The organism is Pedobacter sp. Leaf250 (genome assembly GCF_920984735.1).
Lineage (GTDB): Bacteria > Bacteroidota > Bacteroidia > Sphingobacteriales > Sphingobacteriaceae > Pedobacter.
In genome coordinates this window covers 215,753-233,988 of record NZ_CAKLBU010000002.1, presented here as the reverse complement: position 1 = coordinate 233,988, position 18,236 = coordinate 215,753, and the positions used below count along the sequence as shown (strand labels likewise).

Annotated in this window: 16 protein-coding genes; 7 read left to right on the top strand and 9 right to left on the bottom strand. The window is 36.7% G+C overall.

Going from position 1 to position 18,236, the window contains the following annotated elements; translation table 11 throughout:
* Positions 1-2: 2 nt before the first annotated feature.
* Positions 3-719, bottom strand: a complete 717-nt coding sequence (locus LUA91_RS02955; RefSeq protein WP_231424462.1) for a hypothetical protein — start codon at positions 717-719, stop codon at positions 3-5.
* 302 nt (positions 720-1,021) lie between these two features.
* Here LUA91_RS02955 and fabF point away from each other — a divergent pair, with 302 nt between their 5' ends.
* Complete coding sequence (fabF, locus tag LUA91_RS02950) at positions 1,022-2,272, top strand: beta-ketoacyl-ACP synthase II (RefSeq protein WP_231424461.1); 1,251 nt, start codon at positions 1,022-1,024, stop codon at positions 2,270-2,272.
* Here the strand turns inward: fabF and LUA91_RS02945 are convergent, their stop codons facing one another.
* Positions 2,273-2,923 (bottom strand): YceH family protein, encoded by a 651-nt coding sequence (locus tag LUA91_RS02945; RefSeq protein ID WP_231424460.1) that lies wholly within the window; start codon positions 2,921-2,923, stop codon positions 2,273-2,275.
* Between the two features lie 268 nt (positions 2,924-3,191).
* Between LUA91_RS02945 and LUA91_RS02940 the strand changes: the two genes are divergently transcribed.
* Genes LUA91_RS02940 through LUA91_RS02930 form a run of 3 tightly spaced genes read left to right on the top strand, consistent with a single transcriptional unit; the run spans position 3,192 to position 6,927 of the window.
* Positions 3,192-3,815: a (2Fe-2S)-binding protein gene (locus tag LUA91_RS02940; RefSeq protein WP_231424458.1), complete on the top strand. Its 624-nt coding sequence runs from the start codon at positions 3,192-3,194 to the stop codon at positions 3,813-3,815.
* Positions 3,812-4,795 (top strand): xanthine dehydrogenase family protein subunit M, encoded by a 984-nt coding sequence (locus LUA91_RS02935; RefSeq protein WP_231424457.1) that lies wholly within the window; start codon positions 3,812-3,814, stop codon positions 4,793-4,795. The genes LUA91_RS02940 and LUA91_RS02935 overlap by 4 nt, the downstream gene beginning before the upstream one ends.
* Before the next feature lie 2 nt (positions 4,796-4,797).
* Complete coding sequence (locus tag LUA91_RS02930) at positions 4,798-6,927, top strand: xanthine dehydrogenase family protein molybdopterin-binding subunit (RefSeq protein WP_231424456.1); 2,130 nt, start codon at positions 4,798-4,800, stop codon at positions 6,925-6,927.
* A 65-nt stretch (positions 6,928-6,992) separates the two neighbouring features.
* Here the strand turns inward: LUA91_RS02930 and LUA91_RS02925 are convergent, their stop codons facing one another.
* The 4 genes from LUA91_RS02925 to LUA91_RS02910 form a co-directional block, all read right to left on the bottom strand.
* On the bottom strand, positions 6,993-8,606 hold the full coding sequence (locus LUA91_RS02925) for a S8 family peptidase (RefSeq protein WP_231424455.1): 1,614 nt from the start codon (positions 8,604-8,606) through the stop codon (positions 6,993-6,995).
* Between the two features lie 147 nt (positions 8,607-8,753).
* Positions 8,754-9,350, bottom strand: coding sequence for a DUF4142 domain-containing protein (locus LUA91_RS02920; RefSeq protein WP_231424454.1), 597 nt, complete (start codon positions 9,348-9,350; stop codon positions 8,754-8,756).
* 59 nt (positions 9,351-9,409) lie between these two features.
* On the bottom strand, positions 9,410-9,859 hold the full coding sequence (locus tag LUA91_RS02915) for a GNAT family N-acetyltransferase (RefSeq protein WP_231424453.1): 450 nt from the start codon (positions 9,857-9,859) through the stop codon (positions 9,410-9,412).
* Between the two features lie 77 nt (positions 9,860-9,936).
* On the bottom strand, positions 9,937-10,428 hold the full coding sequence (locus LUA91_RS02910) for a YajQ family cyclic di-GMP-binding protein (RefSeq protein ID WP_056849049.1): 492 nt from the start codon (positions 10,426-10,428) through the stop codon (positions 9,937-9,939).
* A gap of 76 nt (positions 10,429-10,504) precedes the next feature.
* Here LUA91_RS02910 and LUA91_RS02905 point away from each other — a divergent pair, with 76 nt between their 5' ends.
* From LUA91_RS02905 to LUA91_RS02895, 3 genes are all read left to right on the top strand, one after another.
* On the top strand, positions 10,505-11,257 hold the full coding sequence (locus LUA91_RS02905; RefSeq protein ID WP_231424452.1) for a hypothetical protein: 753 nt from the start codon (positions 10,505-10,507) through the stop codon (positions 11,255-11,257).
* Between the two features lie 129 nt (positions 11,258-11,386).
* A complete protein-coding gene (gene ppk1 / locus LUA91_RS02900; protein WP_231424451.1) occupies positions 11,387-13,444 on the top strand; it encodes a polyphosphate kinase 1 in 2,058 nt (685 codons plus the stop codon).
* Positions 13,444-14,325, top strand: a complete 882-nt coding sequence (locus LUA91_RS02895; RefSeq protein WP_231424450.1) for an exopolyphosphatase — start codon at positions 13,444-13,446, stop codon at positions 14,323-14,325. Before ppk1 ends, LUA91_RS02895 begins: the two co-directional genes overlap by 1 nt.
* Before the next feature lie 82 nt (positions 14,326-14,407).
* Here LUA91_RS02895 and pgl read toward each other — a convergent pair whose 3' ends face one another.
* From pgl to gndA, 3 genes are all read right to left on the bottom strand, one after another.
* Positions 14,408-15,133, bottom strand: a complete 726-nt coding sequence (gene pgl, locus LUA91_RS02890; RefSeq protein ID WP_231424449.1) for a 6-phosphogluconolactonase — start codon at positions 15,131-15,133, stop codon at positions 14,408-14,410.
* 100 nt (positions 15,134-15,233) lie between these two features.
* Positions 15,234-16,748, bottom strand: a complete 1,515-nt coding sequence (gene zwf / locus LUA91_RS02885; RefSeq protein WP_231424448.1) for a glucose-6-phosphate dehydrogenase — start codon at positions 16,746-16,748, stop codon at positions 15,234-15,236.
* Between the two features lie 28 nt (positions 16,749-16,776).
* The gene (gene gndA, locus LUA91_RS02880; protein WP_231424447.1) at positions 16,777-18,192 is read right to left on the bottom strand and encodes an NADP-dependent phosphogluconate dehydrogenase; all 1,416 of its coding nucleotides are present in this window, start codon (positions 18,190-18,192) and stop codon (positions 16,777-16,779) included.
* Positions 18,193-18,236: the final 44 nt, after the last annotated feature.

The window sequence follows — 18,236 nt, the reverse complement described above, 5'->3', positions numbered from 1 at the left end:
CCTTACAAATAAACATTAGGCATAATTTCCCAGGCCCAAGGTTTTTTAAATGTTTTAAAAGTTCTCAATTGCGAAAAATAAAGCACCTCACTGGTTTTGATATTCGCCACATCCCTTCTGTGCAAATTGCCAATGGTGGTAAATAATTCGCGGGTTTTGAAATCATAAATCCTCTCAGTCATATCGCCAGTGTTTTGATTAAAATATAAGTTTATCGCACTCGTTAAAAACCAATCATTGTTCTCAAACTTAAATGTATAACCCATTTCCCAACGCCATTCTGCACCACCCTGAAAGCGGAGATAAAGTTGTTGGTCTTTAATTCCGATCTGGCTGAGCGGATCGCCGAGTTTGCCGCCCTCTTGAGAACGGAGAATAAAATCATTGTTTTGATTAGATAAGTAATAAACCCCTGACGATTTATCTTTAAAAAACAAAGCCAAAATTCTTGGTTTCTGTGTTTCCTTGATGATTTCGCTATTATTATCGCCGTAAGTTCTGGTTTCGTCTGTGATTTTATCCGATTCGAAAACCACCGCTAAATCATCGGTTCCATCATTATTTAAATCGCCGTTTGCAGTTTCAATCACCGTCCAGTTAATGGGTGTAAGCTGTTCAATTGAAGTGACTTGTGACTTTATTTTAGGGAAAACAAATGTTTTTTGAGCAAAGGCGATTTGCGCCAGGAGCATTAGAAAAAGAAAATTAAAAACTTTCATCCAGGTTGAAAACGGTGTTGATGTATTTGTAAAACGCTTGGATTAAGGATTTAGTTTAATTTACTCGAAGGTTAACTTATATCTGTACAAATACGGTTTGGTCATTTGGTATAAAAACACTGGAAGTTAAATCATAAAAAAAATATCTTCTGCCTTTATTATGGCAATTTTTACAATAGGAATTGTAACCTTTGCAGCCATAAGCATAACTTGGGTTTTGGCAACAAATTTTTAGAATATGTACTGCAAAGCTCAGGTTTGCATGGCTAGCCTGCTTGCAGGATAAAATAAAAACTAATAAAATGAAACGAGTAGTTGTAACTGGATTAGGCGCAATAACGCCCCTTGGGAACACTGTAGAAAGCTTTTGGGAAAATATTCTGGATGGTAAAAGCAGCGTTGGCCCGATTACCAAATTTGATACCACTAAGTTTAAAACACATTTTGCGGCAGAAGTGAAAGATTTTAATCCCGAATCTTTTCTTGATAAAAAAGAAGCCAGAAAATTTGATACGTTTACGCAATATGCCATTGCATCTAGCGACCAAGCAATTACTGATGCGGGCTTGGATTTTACCGCAATGAGTGATGAACAATTAGCTGAAGTCGGCGTAATATGGGCTACAGGTAATGGCGGTATAACTACCTTTGAACAGCAATTGGCAGAATTTCATCAAGGAGATGGAACACCAAGATTTAGTCCGTTTTTTATACCAAAAATGATTGTAGACATTGCTGCTGGCGCAATATCAATCCGCCACAAACTCCGCGGACCGAATTATTGTACGGTTTCGGCTTGTGCATCGTCAAACACAGCTATTATAAATGCGTTTGATACTATTCGTTTAGGGAAAGCAAATGTGATGATTGCAGGTGGTTCTGAAGCTGCAATAACAGAAGCTTCGGTTGGTGGTTTTAGTGCCGCACAAGCTTTATCTAAAAGAAATGATAGTCCTGAAACAGCTTCCCGACCATTTGATGAAACCCGTGATGGCTTTGTGATGGGCGAGGGTGCTGGTGCTTTAATTTTAGAAGAATTGGAACATGCACTTAAACGAGGTGCACATATCTATGCCGAAATTGTAGGTGGCGGAATGGCTGCTGACGCATATCATTTAACGGGAACTCCGCCCGATGGAATTGGCGCAACTCTGGGCATGAAAAAAGCATTAAGTGATGCCAATATTTCTCCAGATAAAATAGATTACATTAACGCTCATGCCACATCAACCGGTTTGGGTGATTTGAGCGAATTAAACGCGATCAAAAATGTATTTGATGGCTTGCCTGTGGTAATCGGTGCATCCAAATCCATGACTGGCCACTTGTTAGGTGCTGCAGGTGCTGTGGAAAGTTTAATCAGTATTCTCGCAATTAGAGATGGTGTAATTCCGCCAACTATAAATACTACAAAGCTCGATGAAAAAATTCCACAAGGATTAAACATTGTACTCGGTCAATCGATTAAAAAGGAAATTAACTACGTTTTAAATAACACTTTTGGTTTCGGCGGACATGTAGCCAGTACAATTTTCAAGAAATACGAAGCTTAATTATTTATCCATTAAAAGATTGATAAGTTCTTTAAGCTCCTCGATTTCTTGCTCCAGTTTAGCAACACGATTTTCCAGCTCTTCACTGGGCTGGGAAATTGTTGTATGCGCAGCCTGTGGCTCTCGTTCCTGAATATCAGTTTGCTCGCCCAGCAAATGAACAAATCTAGCTTCTTTTTGTCCGGCTCTTTTAGGAAGTAATTTTACATAAGGTGTTTCCGATTCTGACAGTTTCTGCAGTTGTTCCAAAATTTCTTCAATGCTTTCGAATTCATAAAGTCTTCCTGAATTACTATTGATTTCACCCGGCGTTAACGGTCCTCTTAAAAGCAATAAACAAAGAATAGAAAGATCTGATGGAACCAGAGGATAAACAATTCCCAAATTATGTTTATATTTAATTACTCTACTCGAACCACCTGTTGCAGTGGATATTAAACCTTTAATTTTCAAAGCATTTAGAGTCAGTGTTACCATTTCCTCATCATAATTTACAACGGGATTTCTTGAGCTCTTCTGGTTACAAGCTGCCGTTAAACTGTTTAAAGTCATCGGATAATAATCTGGCGTAGTTCTGCTTTTTTCAATTAGTGAACCTAATACACGTTGTTCCTCAGTTGATAAATCGGGTAGTGGTTTAATGTCTTCCATTTGCTAAAAATAGAAATTGAGATCACATTTTCGAAATTATTTTGTCAGAAAGAGTAGGCATCTTTTCGACCGAAGCGTAGCGTAGTGGAGATATCTTTGGTTCATGTGTAAATTACAAAGATTTCTCCACAATGGTCGAAATGACGATTTGAATTAAACCTTGCTTGGAACATTAACAAATTCTCTTATTAGAATTATTCTAAATTTCTAAATTAAGCTAATTTAAGCCTAATATTAACGAACTTAGAGAACATCTCAAAACATATATATGCAATCATCTGATAAGGAATCAAATCAGGGCGACAGCAGAAGAGACTTTTTAAAGAAAAGCTCACTTATCACTGCCATCGCTTTAACACCATCTGTTGCGGTTAAAGCTGCAGAGAATCAAGCTGATGAGCGTTTCGCCGAGCTTTTCGAAAAAATTCCGCTAAACCTTACCGTAAATAACAAGGCTTATAAAACCTCAGTCGAACCTCGGGTTACGCTTTTGGATTATTTGCGTGAAGAGCTTCACCTAACAGGAACTAAAAAAGGCTGCGATCATGGTCAGTGTGGCGCTTGTACCGTACATGTAGATGGAGAAAGGGTAAATTCGTGCTTGAGTTTGGCCGTAATGAATGAAGGAAAAAAAATCACTACAATTGAGGGGCTGGCTAATGGAGAAGAATTGCATCCAATGCAGGCCGCATTTATTAAACACGATGGTTTTCAATGTGGTTATTGTACACCTGGACAAATTATGTCGGCGGTTGCTTGTGTAAATGAGGGGCATACAAATTCAAGAGCAGAAATTAGTGAATACATGAGCGGAAATATTTGTAGATGTGGTGCTTATCCTAACATAGTTGATGCAATTGTTGAAGTTTCGAAAGGAGGAACTAAAGCATGATAAACTTTCAATACTTAAGAACAACCTCTGCAAAATCGGCCCTGGCTTTGTTGGTAAAGGATAAAAACTCAAAATTTATTGCCGGTGGAACAAACCTCATCGATTTAATGAAAAGAGGCGTAACAGCTCCTGAAAAATTAATTGATATCAATCATGTTCCGTTAAAGCAAATCGAACTGGTTGGCGATAAAATCATTATTGGTGCCCTAGCATCAAATACCGCGGTTGCAGAAAGTTCATTGATTAAGGAAAAACTTCCGCTTTTGGCAATGGCTCTAAATGCAGGTGCATCTGCACAATTAAGAAATGTGGCTACTGTTGGTGGCAACATGATGCAGCGTACTCGTTGCGGTTATTTTTATGATACAGAGATGCCATGTAATAAACGTCAGCCAGGTTCTGGATGTGGCGCTATTGGTGGCTTTAATAGAATGCATGCTATTTTCGGAACATCAGATAAATGCATTGCCGTTCATCCGAGTGATATGTGTATTGCACTAACCGCTTTTGATGCAAGTGTTGTGCTGGCAAATAATAAAACTGAACGCAAAATTTTATTTAAAGATTTTCATCGTCTTGCGGGAGATACACCGCAGTTAGACAATAACTTAAAAACAGATGAAATGATTATTCGATTGGAAATCCCAACAAATAATCTTGGTAAAAATTCCCATTATCTCAAAGTGAGAGATAGAGCATCTTATGCTTTCGCATTGATTTCTGTAGGAGCCGCATTAGAAATTTCGAACAATAGAATTACTGATGTTCGCCTGGCAATGGGTGGCGTTGCACATAAACCATGGCGTTTAACAGCATCAGAAAACTTTTTAAAGGGAAAGGAAGCAACAGTTGAAAACTTTGAGAAAGCGGCAAAACTTGCAATGGTGGATGCAAAAGGATTTGGAGAAAATGATTTTAAACTTCAAATGGCACCAAATTCAATAATCGAGGCATTAACAGTAGCAAAATCTAAAGCTTAATCATGGAAAAACAACTTTTAAGAGATGAAAATGACCGTGTAGATGGCGTTTACAAGGTTACAGGAAAAGCTAAATACTTTGCTGAATATGAGCTACCTGGATTAACTTATGGTGTTTTGGTTACCAGCACCATTACGAAAGGTAAAATTACTTCGCTTGATACAAAAGCTGCTGAAAAAGCACCTGGCGTAATTTCGGTAGTATCGCACTTAAATAAACCATCGGCTCCCGCTTATGAGCAGGAAGGTGGTTCGCCATTTAAAATTTTCTATACCGATAAGATATTTTTTAATGGACAGCCAATAGCCATTGTGGTTGCAAATACTTTCGAAAGGGCTACTTATGCAGCATCGCTGATTAAAGCAACTTACGCAAAAGAAGATTTTAATACTGATTTCGAAAAGGCAGTGGGAGATACCAAAGCCAAGAAACTTCAAGGTCAGCCTGATTATAAACGTGGGATTGAAAATGCGTACAAAACTGCTGAAGTTATTGTAGAACAGAAATACCATCTTCCAATTGAAACGCATAATCCGATGGAATTACATGGGATTATTGCCGATTGGCGCCCTAATAATCAGGTTACGGTTTATGCAAAAACACAAGGTGTAAAAGCTACACAAGGTACAATAGCTAATGTTTTTAAAATTCCTATTGAAAATATCCAGGTAAATTCTGAATTTGTTGGCGGTGGTTTTGGCATGGCCTTAAGAACCTGGCCTTTGGAAATCGCTACCGTTATGGCATCAAAGCATATCGGTAAACCTGTAAAGTTGGTTATTACCCGAATGCAAATGTTTACTATGGTTGGCAATCGCCCGGCCGCTGTACAAACCATTGGTTTAGGTGCAAATAGAGATGGAAAATTAACTGGCATTACACACCGTGCTTTCGGCGAAACTTCGGTTTACGAAAATTTCACTGAGGGCGTGGTTAACATGGCAAAATTCATGTATCAATGTGATAATGTGAATACTCAATACACAGTTGTTCCTGTTGATTTAGGTGTGCCAATTTGGATGCGTGGACCAGGTGAGGCCACAGGTGCTTTTGCATTGGAAAGTGCAATTGATGAAATGGCACATGCTTTAAACATGGACCCACTTGAATTTAGAATTAAAAATGATCCTGAAAAAGACCAGCAACGAAACAAACCTTTTTCAGATAAAAATATTAAAGAAGCTTATCGTATTGGATCACAAAAAATCGGTTGGAAAGAACGCAAAAACAAACCTGGTAGCCTGGTTGATGGTCAATGGAAAATGGGTTATGGCGTAAGTATCGGTGTATTCAATGCAAACAGGGGCAGAGCCAGCGTAAAAGGTATTTTGAAAGCCGATGGTACATTGGTTTTGCAAAGTGCAACCAGCGATATTGGTCCGGGTACAGGAACCGGAATGACTTTAATTGCCAGTAAATTATTAAAGATACCTGGTGATAAAATTAAGTTTGAACTGGGAGATTCTTCTCTTCCACCTGCACCTAGCCAAGGTGGCTCTGCTACACTTTCAACGGTTGGTTCGGCTGTAAATGATGTTTGTGTGAGCTTAAAATCGACTATTGCAGAACTTGCCGCAAATTCGAATATGGACGCCACTTCTAATTTTATCGATGTATTAAAGAAAAATAATCTTCCATCAATTGAAGTAACTAAACAAAGTCAGGCAGGAAAAGAGCGTGATGATTATTCCATGTATTCGTTTTCTATCCACTTTGTGAAAGTAAAAGTGCATAGCCTAACTGGAGTAGTAAAAGTTGATAAAATTGTTTCTGTAGGTGATTCCGGAACAATTGTGAGTCCAAAAACTGCTCGCAGCCAAATGGTTGGAGGTGCAGTTGGAGGTGTTGGAATGGCGCTTACAGAAGAATCCATAATCGATCATCGCTACGGAAGATACATCAACAATAATTTTGCCGATTACCATGTTCCGGTTAATGCAGATATCCCTGAAATTGAAGTTCATTTCATTAACAAGCCAGATCCTTACATTAATCCAATGGGGGCAAAGGGAATGGGTGAAATTGCTTTAATTGGTTTCTCTGCGGCAGTTGCGAATGCGGTTTTTAATGCCACTGGAAAAAGAATCAGAACCTTGCCGATTACGCCAGATAAGATTTTGGCCACTGCTTAAATTATATCACAAAAAAAAGGGCGAACCAAAATGGTTCGCCTTTTCTATGTAAAAATTTTTAGTGATTACTTTGCAGCTGTTTTACCACCATAAGTAGCGGCTAGTTTCAAAGCTTCATAAGCATTAACAATACCACCACTAATGCATAAATCAGAGAAAGACACAGAAACTGATTCTTCGCTACCTTCTTCTCCTTTTTTGTAAGAAACATTGTGATTAACTTTTGTAACCGATTTAACAATGATTTCTTTCACTTGTGCAGCAGATAATTTTGGGTAATAAGAACGAATTAATCCAGCTAAGCCGGCAACAACAGGTGAAGCCATACTTGTTCCATTCAGATTTTTGTATTTAGAGCCAGTAACAGTCGAATAAATTTGAACGCCCGGAGCAAAAACATCCACTTGGGTTTTACCAAAGTTTGAGAAACTTGCTTTCAAAGTTTCATCATCCTTCGGTCCTGATGCACCAACTGTAATCCATGATGCAATTGTTTTTTCATCTAAATCTTTATGGTTAGGGAAATTATTCTCTGTATCGATATCTTTATTTTCATTTCCGGCGGCTTGAACTATTAGAACATCTTTCGAAGCTGCATATTTCATCGCCTCGTTTACAACAGCTTTATCCCAGCTATAAGCTTTACCAAAACTCATGTTAATTACTTTTGCGCCATTATCTACCGCATAACGAATACCATTCGCAACATCCTTATCGCGTTCATCACCATTTGGAGTTACACGAACGCCCATAATAGCAACATTATCAGCTACGCCCATAATTCCAAGTTTGTTGGTTCTATCAGCAGCAATAATTCCTGCAACGTGAGATCCATGCATTGCGTCAGGGCCAGTTACATCGTTATTTCCATAAAATTTTTCCTTTACATCGTTTGGATTATCGCCTACAATGGCACGTGGATCATAGTCAACATTTAAATTGTATTCTGCCTGGCGTGTGTAGTACTCAAAGCCTTCCTTAATCTGATCTTCGTAAAAATCTTTAAAACTGGTATTCCCAAGTTGTTGTACCAAAATACCTTGAATCCGACCATCCATTTCTGATGTTGGCTTGTAGCTTTTAATTTCTTCTAAAGTTGGATTTTCTTTACCCATCTTTTTTATAAACGCATCCAAGGCGTTTTTAAAACCAGAAATGTTAGCTAAACCTGCTTTAGCTTCACCAAGTTGTTTCTCTAAATCAGCTCTTCTGGCTTTAAAAGCATCAAAATCAGCTTTGTCTTTCGCTGCAACATCTGCATCGGTAGTATTTTCAAACCGAGCTTGATCACGACGAACCAAACGCGTTAATTCCAAAGTTTCGAAATTGACAGATTCTTTTGGTCCGCCAATGAAATTCCAACCGTTGATATCGTCAGCGTAACCATTTTTATCATCGTCTTTACCGTTGCCAGCAATTTCCTTGGCATTTACCCACATGATTCTTTTTAAGTCTTCATGCGTAGCTTCCACGCCGCCATCATTAACGGCAACAATTACCTTCGTCGATTTTTTACCTTTCAGAAGTTCTTTATATGCTTTTTCGGTACTGATTCCAAAGGTAGAGTCAGTTTTAAGATCAAGATTTTGCCAATTTGCTTTTTGTGCATTAGCTATAAATGGTACTGCACTAACCACAGCAGCGCTCAATAACGCTCTAAAAATTCTACTCTTATTCATTTATTTATTTTTGTATTAAACGGCGAAAGTTAATTTTAATTTTTCAAATTAATTAAAATGTATTAAAAATGATGATTTGTACACATTTCTAAAATGCAAAAATCCCGATCAGTAAAACCAATCGGGATTGAATATGTAATTTATAACTTATTTTAATCCAGAAGCAATTTCCTTTGCAGTAACATCATGTCCTTCAATTACTTTGAGGGTTTTTGTTGCCCAGCTTTTAAGACCGGCATCACGATTTTCAGCTCCATCTTTAAATAGCGCTATGGTTTTTTCATGATCTGTTACCATCATCGTCATATAATGCTTGTCAAATGCTGCACCAGTCATTTTTTTCATTTCATTAAGATGGATCTGGTCATCAGCTGGCAAAGCATCGGGCGTAATAACTTTCTTTTCTACGGCAAAGGCTTTAAGTTCTGCATTGGCTTTTGTATGATCGGTTAACATTTGCGAAGCAAAATCTTTTACCTTTTGGCTTGAAGCATTTTTAATCGCAATTTTAGCAGCTTCCACTTCCATAATGCCTCCAACTGCAGCTTTTCTTAAAAAAGTTGCCCCAGCCTCATCCAAACCAGATTGTGTACTTTCAGCTCCGGTAACGTGATTCCCATTTACCATATTGGTATCATTTGCTACACTATCTTTGGTGGTAGCCGATTTTTTATCTGCAATTTGACAAGCTTGAAAACTAATTGTAAATGCAATTGCTGTTGATAGCAAGAATATCTTTTTCATGTGATTTCGATGTTTTGATGTGTATGGAAAACAAGGAAGCTTGAAAAAGGTTTTTCGAATTAATCTTCAGTTGATGATGAATAAGCATCGGGAATCACGATTGCCATTTGTCGTTCTGGATTTTGAACAGGTGAAAAACCAAACTGTTCGTATAAACCATGCGCATCTAATGTGGCCAATTGATAGCGACGTAAATTTTGCAAATCGGGATGAAAAATCATAAACGACATTAGTTTTTTTGATAAGCCTTTACCTCTATGAGCTGATTCTACATAGACATCGCAAAGCCAGGCAAATGTGGCTTTGTCAGTTATCCAACGGGCAAAACCAATTTGTTTGTTATCATTATAAATGCCAAAACAAAGTGAATTTTCAATAGAGCGTTTTACTGTATCCAAAGGAATATTTTTCGCCCAATAAGATTCTCCACTTAAATAATGGTGAATGGAATCGATTTGGAGCAATTCCTTATTATCAGAAAATATAAATCCGTTTTCGGTTATTTCCATTTTTTTTAATGTAATGATCCACTGATTTAATTGTTAGATGGGAATAAAAGCCGATTAAGCAATTTAACAGTTACCAATTAATTACGCATATTAATAAACTGCAATGGCTGATCAAAATCTTCGCCCCGGCATAGAGAAATCACTGCTTGCAGATCATCAATTTTTTTGGCCGTAACACGTACCTGATCATCCATGATGGAAGGCTGTACTTTTAAACCGCTAGCCTTAATTTTAGCCACCACTTTTTTAGCTGCTTCTTTGTCTAATCCTTCCTTAATCGTAATTTCCTTGCGGATCATATTACCAGAAGCAATCGTCTCTTTGCCAAAATCCAAACTTTTAGGATCTAAATTTTGTTTCATCATCCTAGAAATAATAGACCCTTCAATTGCTTTTAAACGCATATCATCTTCTGTAACAATGGTAACTACGTTTGTTTTTTTATCTAAATCAACGGTACTTTTCGAACCATTAAAATCAAATCTATTGAGGATTTCTTTTTTGGCATTGTTAATCGCATTATCAAGAGTTTGCGCATCAACTTTACTTACAATATCAAAAGAAGGCATGTTTTTAGCTTTAAATTAAAAAATTAAGTAGATTTAGTTGAAAATAAATCTAGCGCACAAAAAAACGAAAAATAATATGAAAACCACTAAAGCGAAGTCTCAAAAAAAAGCTACAAAAAAAGAAGCAGCCAAACAATTGGAGCAATCTATTGCCTCACAGTTTTTAGATGTAATTAAAAGCTTAGGTCATGATGCATCGGAAATTAGTGCTGAAGTTGCAAAAGCAAGCAAACGTGTGGCTAAAAAATTAACCAAAAAATTTACTGTCATCAAATCTGATGTCGGCCATAAAATAGATGATTTATTAAAATCGTCAAAATCTAAAGCTAAAGATGCTAAAAAGCCGATCACAAAAGCCGTTAGCAAGGCGGAAAAATCGGCTGCCAAGGTTGTTAAAAAAGCAGTTTCAAAAGCTAAGCCAATTGTTCAGAGTGTTAAAGTAGCAACAATAGCTTCGCAAGAGAAAGCTGAAAAAGCATTATCCAAACCAGTTGAAGCTGTTAAGAAAGTAGTAAATAAATCTGCGGCAGCAGCAAAACCAAAATTGGCTACTGCAAAAAAAGAAGTTAATAAAGTAGCAGCTACGCTAAAACCAAAAGCAGCTGCAATTAAAGAGACAGTTACAGATGAAATAAAGGAAGTAACTAAAACTCCTGCGCCGGTAAAAAAAGCTACAACTGCGGTAAAACAAAAAGTTACGGCCGTTAAGAGAGAAACCAATCCTGTTAAAAAAGTTGTAAATAGTGCGGTTAAACCAATTGCAAAAGATGCGGCAAAAGTTGATGGAGACAAACCAAAAGTTAAAACTACTCCAAAAAAATTACTTTAGTTTTTATATTATGTGTTAATGAGTATACAATTTGTTAACGTTAACACTTTGATTTATTAACATCAATTTAACAAATTATTTTGCAGCTTTGAGCATCCCTGTACCTACAGGGATTTTTTATTTTTTTAGATGAGCAAGAAAAAAATACCATTTTTAAACCGAGAGATTAGTTGGTTATATTTCAATGATCGCGTGTTACAAGAAGCGGCTGATGAAACGGTTCCACTCATCGAACGGATCAAATTTTTGTCCATCTTTTCATCAAACTTGGAAGAGTTTTATAGGGTTCGTGTAGCTACAATGTCGCGGTTAACCAACCTCAACGATAAAGCAAAAGCATTATTAGGCTTTAACCCAAAGAAAATCCTCAATGAGATTAAAAATATTGTAGTGAAACAGGAGCGAAAATTCGATCAGTTGTTTCAGGCTACACTTATTAATGAATTGGCTCAAAATCGGATTTTCATATTAAATGATACGCAACTCAACGTTAACCGTGGTGAATTTGTAAAAAACCATTTCCGCGATAAAATTTTATCCAATTTAGTTCCCATCATGTTGGATATGGATAAGCCATTTCCCGAACTAAAAGATAGGTTTTTGTACTTCTTCGTCAAGTTATCTAAAAAAGATACAAAGGTTAGAGAAAAATATGCGTTGATAGAAATACCGCCTAGTTTACCTCGCTTCCTTGTCTTGCCAGAAACAAATGATTTGAAATTTATCATCTTGGCTGAAGATATTATCCGTTATTGTTTGGATGATATTTTTTATGTTTTTACCTACGATCATTTAGAAGCATATTCTATCCAGCTAACCAGAGATGCTGAATTGGATATTGATAAAAACATTGATGATAAGTTTATCGAAGATTTAAAAAGCAGTTTAGAGAAACGTAAAAAAGGAAAACCCATGCGTTTACTTTACGATTCGGCAATGCCATTAAACATGCTAACTGTTTTGGTAAATAAACTAAAATTGGATGCCGATAGCCTAATTCCGGGAAATAGTTATCATAAATTTGGCGATTTTATTTCCTTCCCAAATGTGGGTAAAAAAGAATTGGAATATGCTCCAAATATTCCTTTAAAAGTACATGATTTACCTCGAACACAAAGTGTGTTTAGTAGAATTGCCCGTCGCGATTATTTGGTAAATCTTCCATATCAATCGTACGATTATATTATTTTGTTTCTTCGCGAAGCAGCCATTGATCCAAAAGTTACCGAGATACAGATCACACTTTATCGCCTCGCTGAAAACTCAAAGGTGATTAACGCATTGATCAATGCAGCAAAAAATGGCAAATCGGTTTCTGTGGTCTTGGAATTAAAAGCCCGTTTTGATGAGCAGGCCAATATCTTCTGGACTTCGCGTTTGATGGAAGAAGGTGTGAAGGTAAATTATGGTTTAACCGATTACAAAGTTCACTCAAAAATTTGCTTAGTAAAACGTATAGAAAAAGATAAACCCGTTTATTATGCAAACTTAGCTACAGGTAATTTCAACGAAAAAACCGCAGGCTTGTATTGCGATCACAGCATTTTTACAGCTAAAAAAGAAATTACCAATGATTTAGTAAAGCTTTTTGATGCGCTAAATAAACGTACAGTTACCAAAGGTTTCAAACATTTAATCGTTTCACCTTTAGAAAGTCGTTCGAAGCTGATCAATTTCATCAATAGAGAAATAAGAAATGCTAAAGCGGGTAAGCTGGCTTATATTATGCTTAAGGTTAACAGTTTAGCTGATGAAGGTATTATTTCTAAATTATATGATGCCAGCAACGCCGGAGTAAAAATTCAATTGATTATTAGAGGGATTTGCTGTTTAGTGCCAGGTGTAAAAGGCTTTAGTGAAAATATAACGGCCATTAGTATTATCGATAAATTTTTGGAGCATGCAAGGATTTATATTTTTAGTAATAACGGCAAAAATGATATGTATTTATCTTCTGCAGATTTAATGAGCAGAAACTTCGAACATAGGGTAGAGGTTGGCTTTCCGGTTCTCGACACAGAGGTAAAACAAGAAATTCAGGATATAATTGATCTTCAATTGCAAGACAATACAAAATCGAGACAAATTAACGCATCCAATAACAATAGATATCATAAAAATAGATTGAGCAAAAAAATCAGGGCTCAGGTAGATATTTATAACTATTTAAAAACCAAACACCAATAATGTTAAGATACGCAGCTATAGATGTTGGCTCAAACGCAGTTAGATTACTTATCGCAGACATTAGCAAGAGCGATGGAAAATACAAATACAAAAAGAACACTTTAATTCGAGTGCCGTTACGATTAGGCGATGATGCTTTCTTAGATCAGCATATTTCTGAAAGGAAAGCTGGTGATTTAGTGAAAACGATGTCGGCCTTTAAAAGTTTAATGGATGTTTATCATGTTTCAGAGTATTTGGCTTGTGCTACATCAGCCATGCGTGAGGCCAGTAACGGACAGGAAATTGTTAAATTGATTAAAGCGCAAACCGATTTAAACCTGGAGATTATTGAAGGACAAAGAGAAGCCAATATTATTTATGCCAACCATATCGAAGCAGATTTAGATGAAAGCAAAACTTATTTATACATTGATGTGGGGGGAGGAAGTACAGAACTTTCGGTATTTGTGAAAGGAGTTCCAGAGGCTTCGAGATCATTTAACATTGGAACGATAAGGATGCTCGATAACCAGGACAAAGAAGAAACCTGGGATGAGATGAAAGAATGGGTAAAGGAACATACTAAAAATCAAAAACAGCTGGCTGCAATTGGAACGGGTGGTAACATTAATAAATTATTCAGAATGAGTGATGAAAAAGATGGAGCTCCACTTTCAATTCAAAAATTGAATGGCCTTTATAATAAATTAACAAGTTACTCATTGAAGGAACGTATTCATGAGTTAGGTTTAAACCCCGATCGTGCTGATGTAATTATTCCAGCAAGTGAAATTTATTTAACTTTAATGAAGTGGACGGGTATTAAACAGATTTTTGTACCGAAAGTTGGAATGGCCGATGGAATTATAAAATTGCTGATCGAAGAAAACCTGGACTAGATAAATAATACTGCATAAAAAAACGGAATAAACTTAAGGTGTATTCCGTTTTTCTATTTAAAATAAGTTAATTATTTAGCAGTTATTCTTCCAATAATTTAGTCGCTGCCTCGTCGGTAAAGAACGTTAGCTTACCATCAATAGGATCGATTAGTTGTGATGGATATTGGTCGAAATCTTTCTGTTCATCGCCAATAACATGCTTAATGGCTTCAGCTTTATTCTCTCCAAAAACAAGAAATGCTACATTTTCTGCTTTATTGATTAGCGGAGCAGTAAAACTAATGCGATATGTATTTAGCTTCTCTACAAATACAGATGCTACATCAACCTCTTGATCCTTAATTAATGTTGTGTGTGGGAAAATAGAAGCCGTATGTGCATCATCGCCCATTCCGAGCAAGATGAGGTCGAATACTAGATCTTCACCATTAAAGTGCTTATCGATTGATTTTTTATATTCAATGGCTGCCTTTTCCGGGGCCAATGAGGTGTTCACATAGAAAATATGGTCCTCTTTAATGTTCAATGGATCAAGCAAAGTTTTCTTTGCCATTAAGCCATTATAATTTTCATCATCAGCAGAAACATTACGTTCATCGCCAAAGAAAAAGAACACTTTTTCCCAATCTATCCTATGTTCGCATTCTTTTGCAAGATATTGATATAACGCTTTAGGCGAACTACCACCAGTTAAAACGAAATTGAAACGATCATTTTCTTCAATGGAAAATTCGGCGATCTTAATAATAAAATCAGCTAAATCTTCGGTAAGTTCTTCAAGCGTTTTATAAATTAATAAATTCATATATCTAAAATGTTAAACGTCATTGCGAGGCACGAAGCAATCTTATCAATCAATTCCCGGGAAATAGATTGCTTCGTACCTCGCAATGACGAGTAGTTTATTATTCTTTATTCTTAAGAGGCAAATTAAACCAGTGGAAACCATCTCTGGCAATAAGGGCTTCAGCTTCTTCAGGACCCCAACTATCAGCAGGATAATTAGGGAAATTGATAGATTTTTTGCTTTCCCAAGTATTTATAATCGGCATAACCAATTCCCAGGCAGCCTCTACCTGATCGCCACGCATGAAGAGTGTTTGATCGCCCATCATGGTATCTAACAATAAAGTCTCATAAGCTTCAGGTGTATCGCCTTCATAAGTTCCTTTGTAATCAAAAACCATGTCAACAGGATTTAGCACCATATCCAATCCAGGTCTTTTTGCCTGCACTTGCATGCGAATACTCATTTCTGGTTGGATGCTGATCACTAAACGATTTTGTTGCCAGCTTTCCGTTACATCTGAAGAAAAGATTTGATGAGGAACATCTCTAAACTGAATGGTAATTAATGATGAAGTTTGATTTAAACGTTTTCCAGTTCTTAAATAGAACGGAATTCCCTGCCATCTCCAATTATCAATATGGAATTTAACTGCTGCAAAAGTTTCTGTATTCGAATGTGCATCAACACCTTTTTCCTGGCGGTAACCCGGAACTTCTTTTCCTTCTACCCACCCTTTGCTATATTGGCCACGAACGGTATGGAAACGAATGTCTTCAGCTGAAAACGGACGCATGGCTCTTAAAACTTCAACCTTACGATTTCTAATTTCATCGGCATTGAAGTTAATTGGTGCTTCCATTCCAATTAAACATAACAACTGCAGCAAATGGTTTTGAATCATATCGCGTAAAGCTCCGGCACCTTCATAATAGCCACCACGATCTTCAACACCTAATTGTTCGGTAACCGATATTTGTACATGATCGATGTACGATCTATTCCATAGCGGTTCGAAAAGTGCATTAGCGAAACGGAATGCCATCATATTCTGAACGGTTTCCTTGCCTAAATAGTGATCGATGCGATAAATTTGTTTTTCCGTAAATATGGTACTCAACAATGCATTCAATTCTTTTGCTGAGTCTAAATCATGGCCAAAAGGCTTTTCAATCACAATGCGACTATTGTCATCCGTTTCGGTGATTTTGTACTTTTGCAAACATTCTGCAATAACCGGGAAGAAATTTGGTGCTACGGCTAGGTAAAATATCACCTGTGTATCCCCTCCAAATTGTTCCTTATACTTATCGACTGATTTTTTTAAATTTTCAAAGGTTTTAGGTTGAGCAAAATCCGTTGGACAGTAATGAATAGTGTTTCCAAAATCATCCCACAATTCCTTTTTTACTTTACCACTACGTGAAAACTGGTTAACAGCTTTTTCTAAAGCACTTTTATAGCTATTATCTGTAAATTCAGTTCTACCTGTTCCAATGATGGCAAATTGATCAGGCATGTAACCCTCAATGTATAAATTGTATAATGCTGGAGCTAATTTTCTTTTGTTTAAATCACCTGTACCACCAAATATTACAAATATTGTAGGGTTTAATGCGGTTTTGGTTTTCATTATATTTTAAAGTTCTTAATCAAATTTATTAGGATAATTTGTTCCAATCAGCGTGGAATACACCGTCTTTATCTATGCGCTCGAAAGTATGCGCTCCAAAGAAATCTCGTTGCGCCTGAATTAAGTTTGAAGGCATTCTTGCGGTAGTAATGGTATCAAAATAAGTTAGGGTAGAGGCGAATGCCGGAATGCCAATACCTGTATTGATACAAGCAGAAATTGTTTTTCTGGTGCCCGAAAGAGTAGTTTTTATGATTTCCTGAATACCGCCATCTCCAAATAAATGCTCTAATGCATTATTTTTATCATAAGCCTGATAAATATCTTCTAAAAACTTTGCTCTGATGATACATCCACCACGCCAAATTTTCGCAATTTCCTGTAACTGAAGATCATATTGATATTCTTTTGATGCTTGCACCAATAAATGCATACCTTGCGCATAAGCACTAATCATAGAAAAATAGAAAGCATTCTCTAATTCATCAACAGTAACATCAATCTTGTTATCTTTTTTTCCAAAAGCCTCTTCCAATGAAACTCTTAATGCTTTAAATTTTGATAAATCGCGATTTGAAACAGCTTCGTTTATGGTTGGTACAGGCAATTGAAGTTCCATAGATACTTCTGAGGTCCACTTTCCTGTTCCCTTTGAACGTGCTTCATCTTTGATTTGATCTAACAGATCGTTCTGTGTTTCAGTATCTTTAAACAAAAATATTTCAGCTGTAATTTCTAAAAGGAACGATTGGAGTCTGCCCTCATTCCATTTTTTGAATACCTTATAAATTTCTGCATTTGAATAACCTAAACCGTTTTTAAGTACTCCGTAAACTTCGGCAATCAATTCCATAATGGCATACTCAATACCATTGTGTACCATTTTTACAAAGTGACCAGAAGCACCAGGGCCAATGTAGGTTACGCAAGGATCACTACCCACTTTTGCCGCTACGGCATCAAAAACATCCTTTACCACATTGTAGGCCTGCTTATCGCCACCTGGCATCATACTCGGACCAAATCTAGCGCCTTCTTCGCCACCAGAGATACCCATACCGAAGAAATGCAAACCTTCTTTTTCCAATTCATCAACACGGCGATTGGTGTCGGTGAAATGAGAGTTTCCGCTGTCAATAATGATATCTCCCTTACTCAATAAAGGTTTCAATTCGTTAATAACGCTATCTACAATTGGTCCGGCTGGAACTAATAAAATTAAAGTTCGGGGTGTTTGTAAACTATCGATGAATGAGTGAATATCATCATAACCTTTTAGATGATGTTCCTTTCCCTCTTCTTCCAGTTTGGCGATCATTTTATGATCTTTGTCGTAACCTGTTACAGAGAAACCTTTATCTGCCATGTTTAACAATAGATTGCGGCCCATAGTGCCCAAACCTATCATTCCCAATTTGTAATTTTTAGACTCGTTATTTGACATTTTTTGATTTTTTGCTTGTTACCCAAAATTAGGGTTTACATTTT

What these genes read in the sequence shown, in the direction of transcription:
- LUA91_RS02955 (WP_231424462.1), bottom strand. Translation starts at nt 719, where the DNA reads ATGAAAGTTTTTAATTTTCTTTTTCTAATGCTCCTGGCGCAAATCGCC.
- fabF (WP_231424461.1), top strand. Translation starts at nt 1,022, where the DNA reads ATGAAACGAGTAGTTGTAACTGGATTAGGCGCAATAACGCCCCTTGGG.
- LUA91_RS02945 (WP_231424460.1), bottom strand. Translation starts at nt 2,923, where the DNA reads ATGGAAGACATTAAACCACTACCCGATTTATCAACTGAGGAACAACGT.
- LUA91_RS02940 (WP_231424458.1), top strand. Translation starts at nt 3,192, where the DNA reads ATGCAATCATCTGATAAGGAATCAAATCAGGGCGACAGCAGAAGAGAC.
- LUA91_RS02935 (WP_231424457.1), top strand. Translation starts at nt 3,812, where the DNA reads ATGATAAACTTTCAATACTTAAGAACAACCTCTGCAAAATCGGCCCTG.
- LUA91_RS02930 (WP_231424456.1), top strand. Translation starts at nt 4,798, where the DNA reads ATGGAAAAACAACTTTTAAGAGATGAAAATGACCGTGTAGATGGCGTT.
- LUA91_RS02925 (WP_231424455.1), bottom strand. Translation starts at nt 8,606, where the DNA reads ATGAATAAGAGTAGAATTTTTAGAGCGTTATTGAGCGCTGCTGTGGTT.
- LUA91_RS02920 (WP_231424454.1), bottom strand. Translation starts at nt 9,350, where the DNA reads ATGAAAAAGATATTCTTGCTATCAACAGCAATTGCATTTACAATTAGT.
- LUA91_RS02915 (WP_231424453.1), bottom strand. Translation starts at nt 9,859, where the DNA reads ATGGAAATAACCGAAAACGGATTTATATTTTCTGATAATAAGGAATTG.
- LUA91_RS02910 (WP_056849049.1), bottom strand. Translation starts at nt 10,428, where the DNA reads ATGCCTTCTTTTGATATTGTAAGTAAAGTTGATGCGCAAACTCTTGAT.
- LUA91_RS02905 (WP_231424452.1), top strand. Translation starts at nt 10,505, where the DNA reads ATGAAAACCACTAAAGCGAAGTCTCAAAAAAAAGCTACAAAAAAAGAA.
- ppk1 (WP_231424451.1), top strand. Translation starts at nt 11,387, where the DNA reads ATGAGCAAGAAAAAAATACCATTTTTAAACCGAGAGATTAGTTGGTTA.
- LUA91_RS02895 (WP_231424450.1), top strand. Translation starts at nt 13,444, where the DNA reads ATGTTAAGATACGCAGCTATAGATGTTGGCTCAAACGCAGTTAGATTA.
- pgl (WP_231424449.1), bottom strand. Translation starts at nt 15,133, where the DNA reads ATGAATTTATTAATTTATAAAACGCTTGAAGAACTTACCGAAGATTTA.
- zwf (WP_231424448.1), bottom strand. Translation starts at nt 16,748, where the DNA reads ATGAAAACCAAAACCGCATTAAACCCTACAATATTTGTAATATTTGGT.
- gndA (WP_231424447.1), bottom strand. Translation starts at nt 18,192, where the DNA reads ATGTCAAATAACGAGTCTAAAAATTACAAATTGGGAATGATAGGTTTG.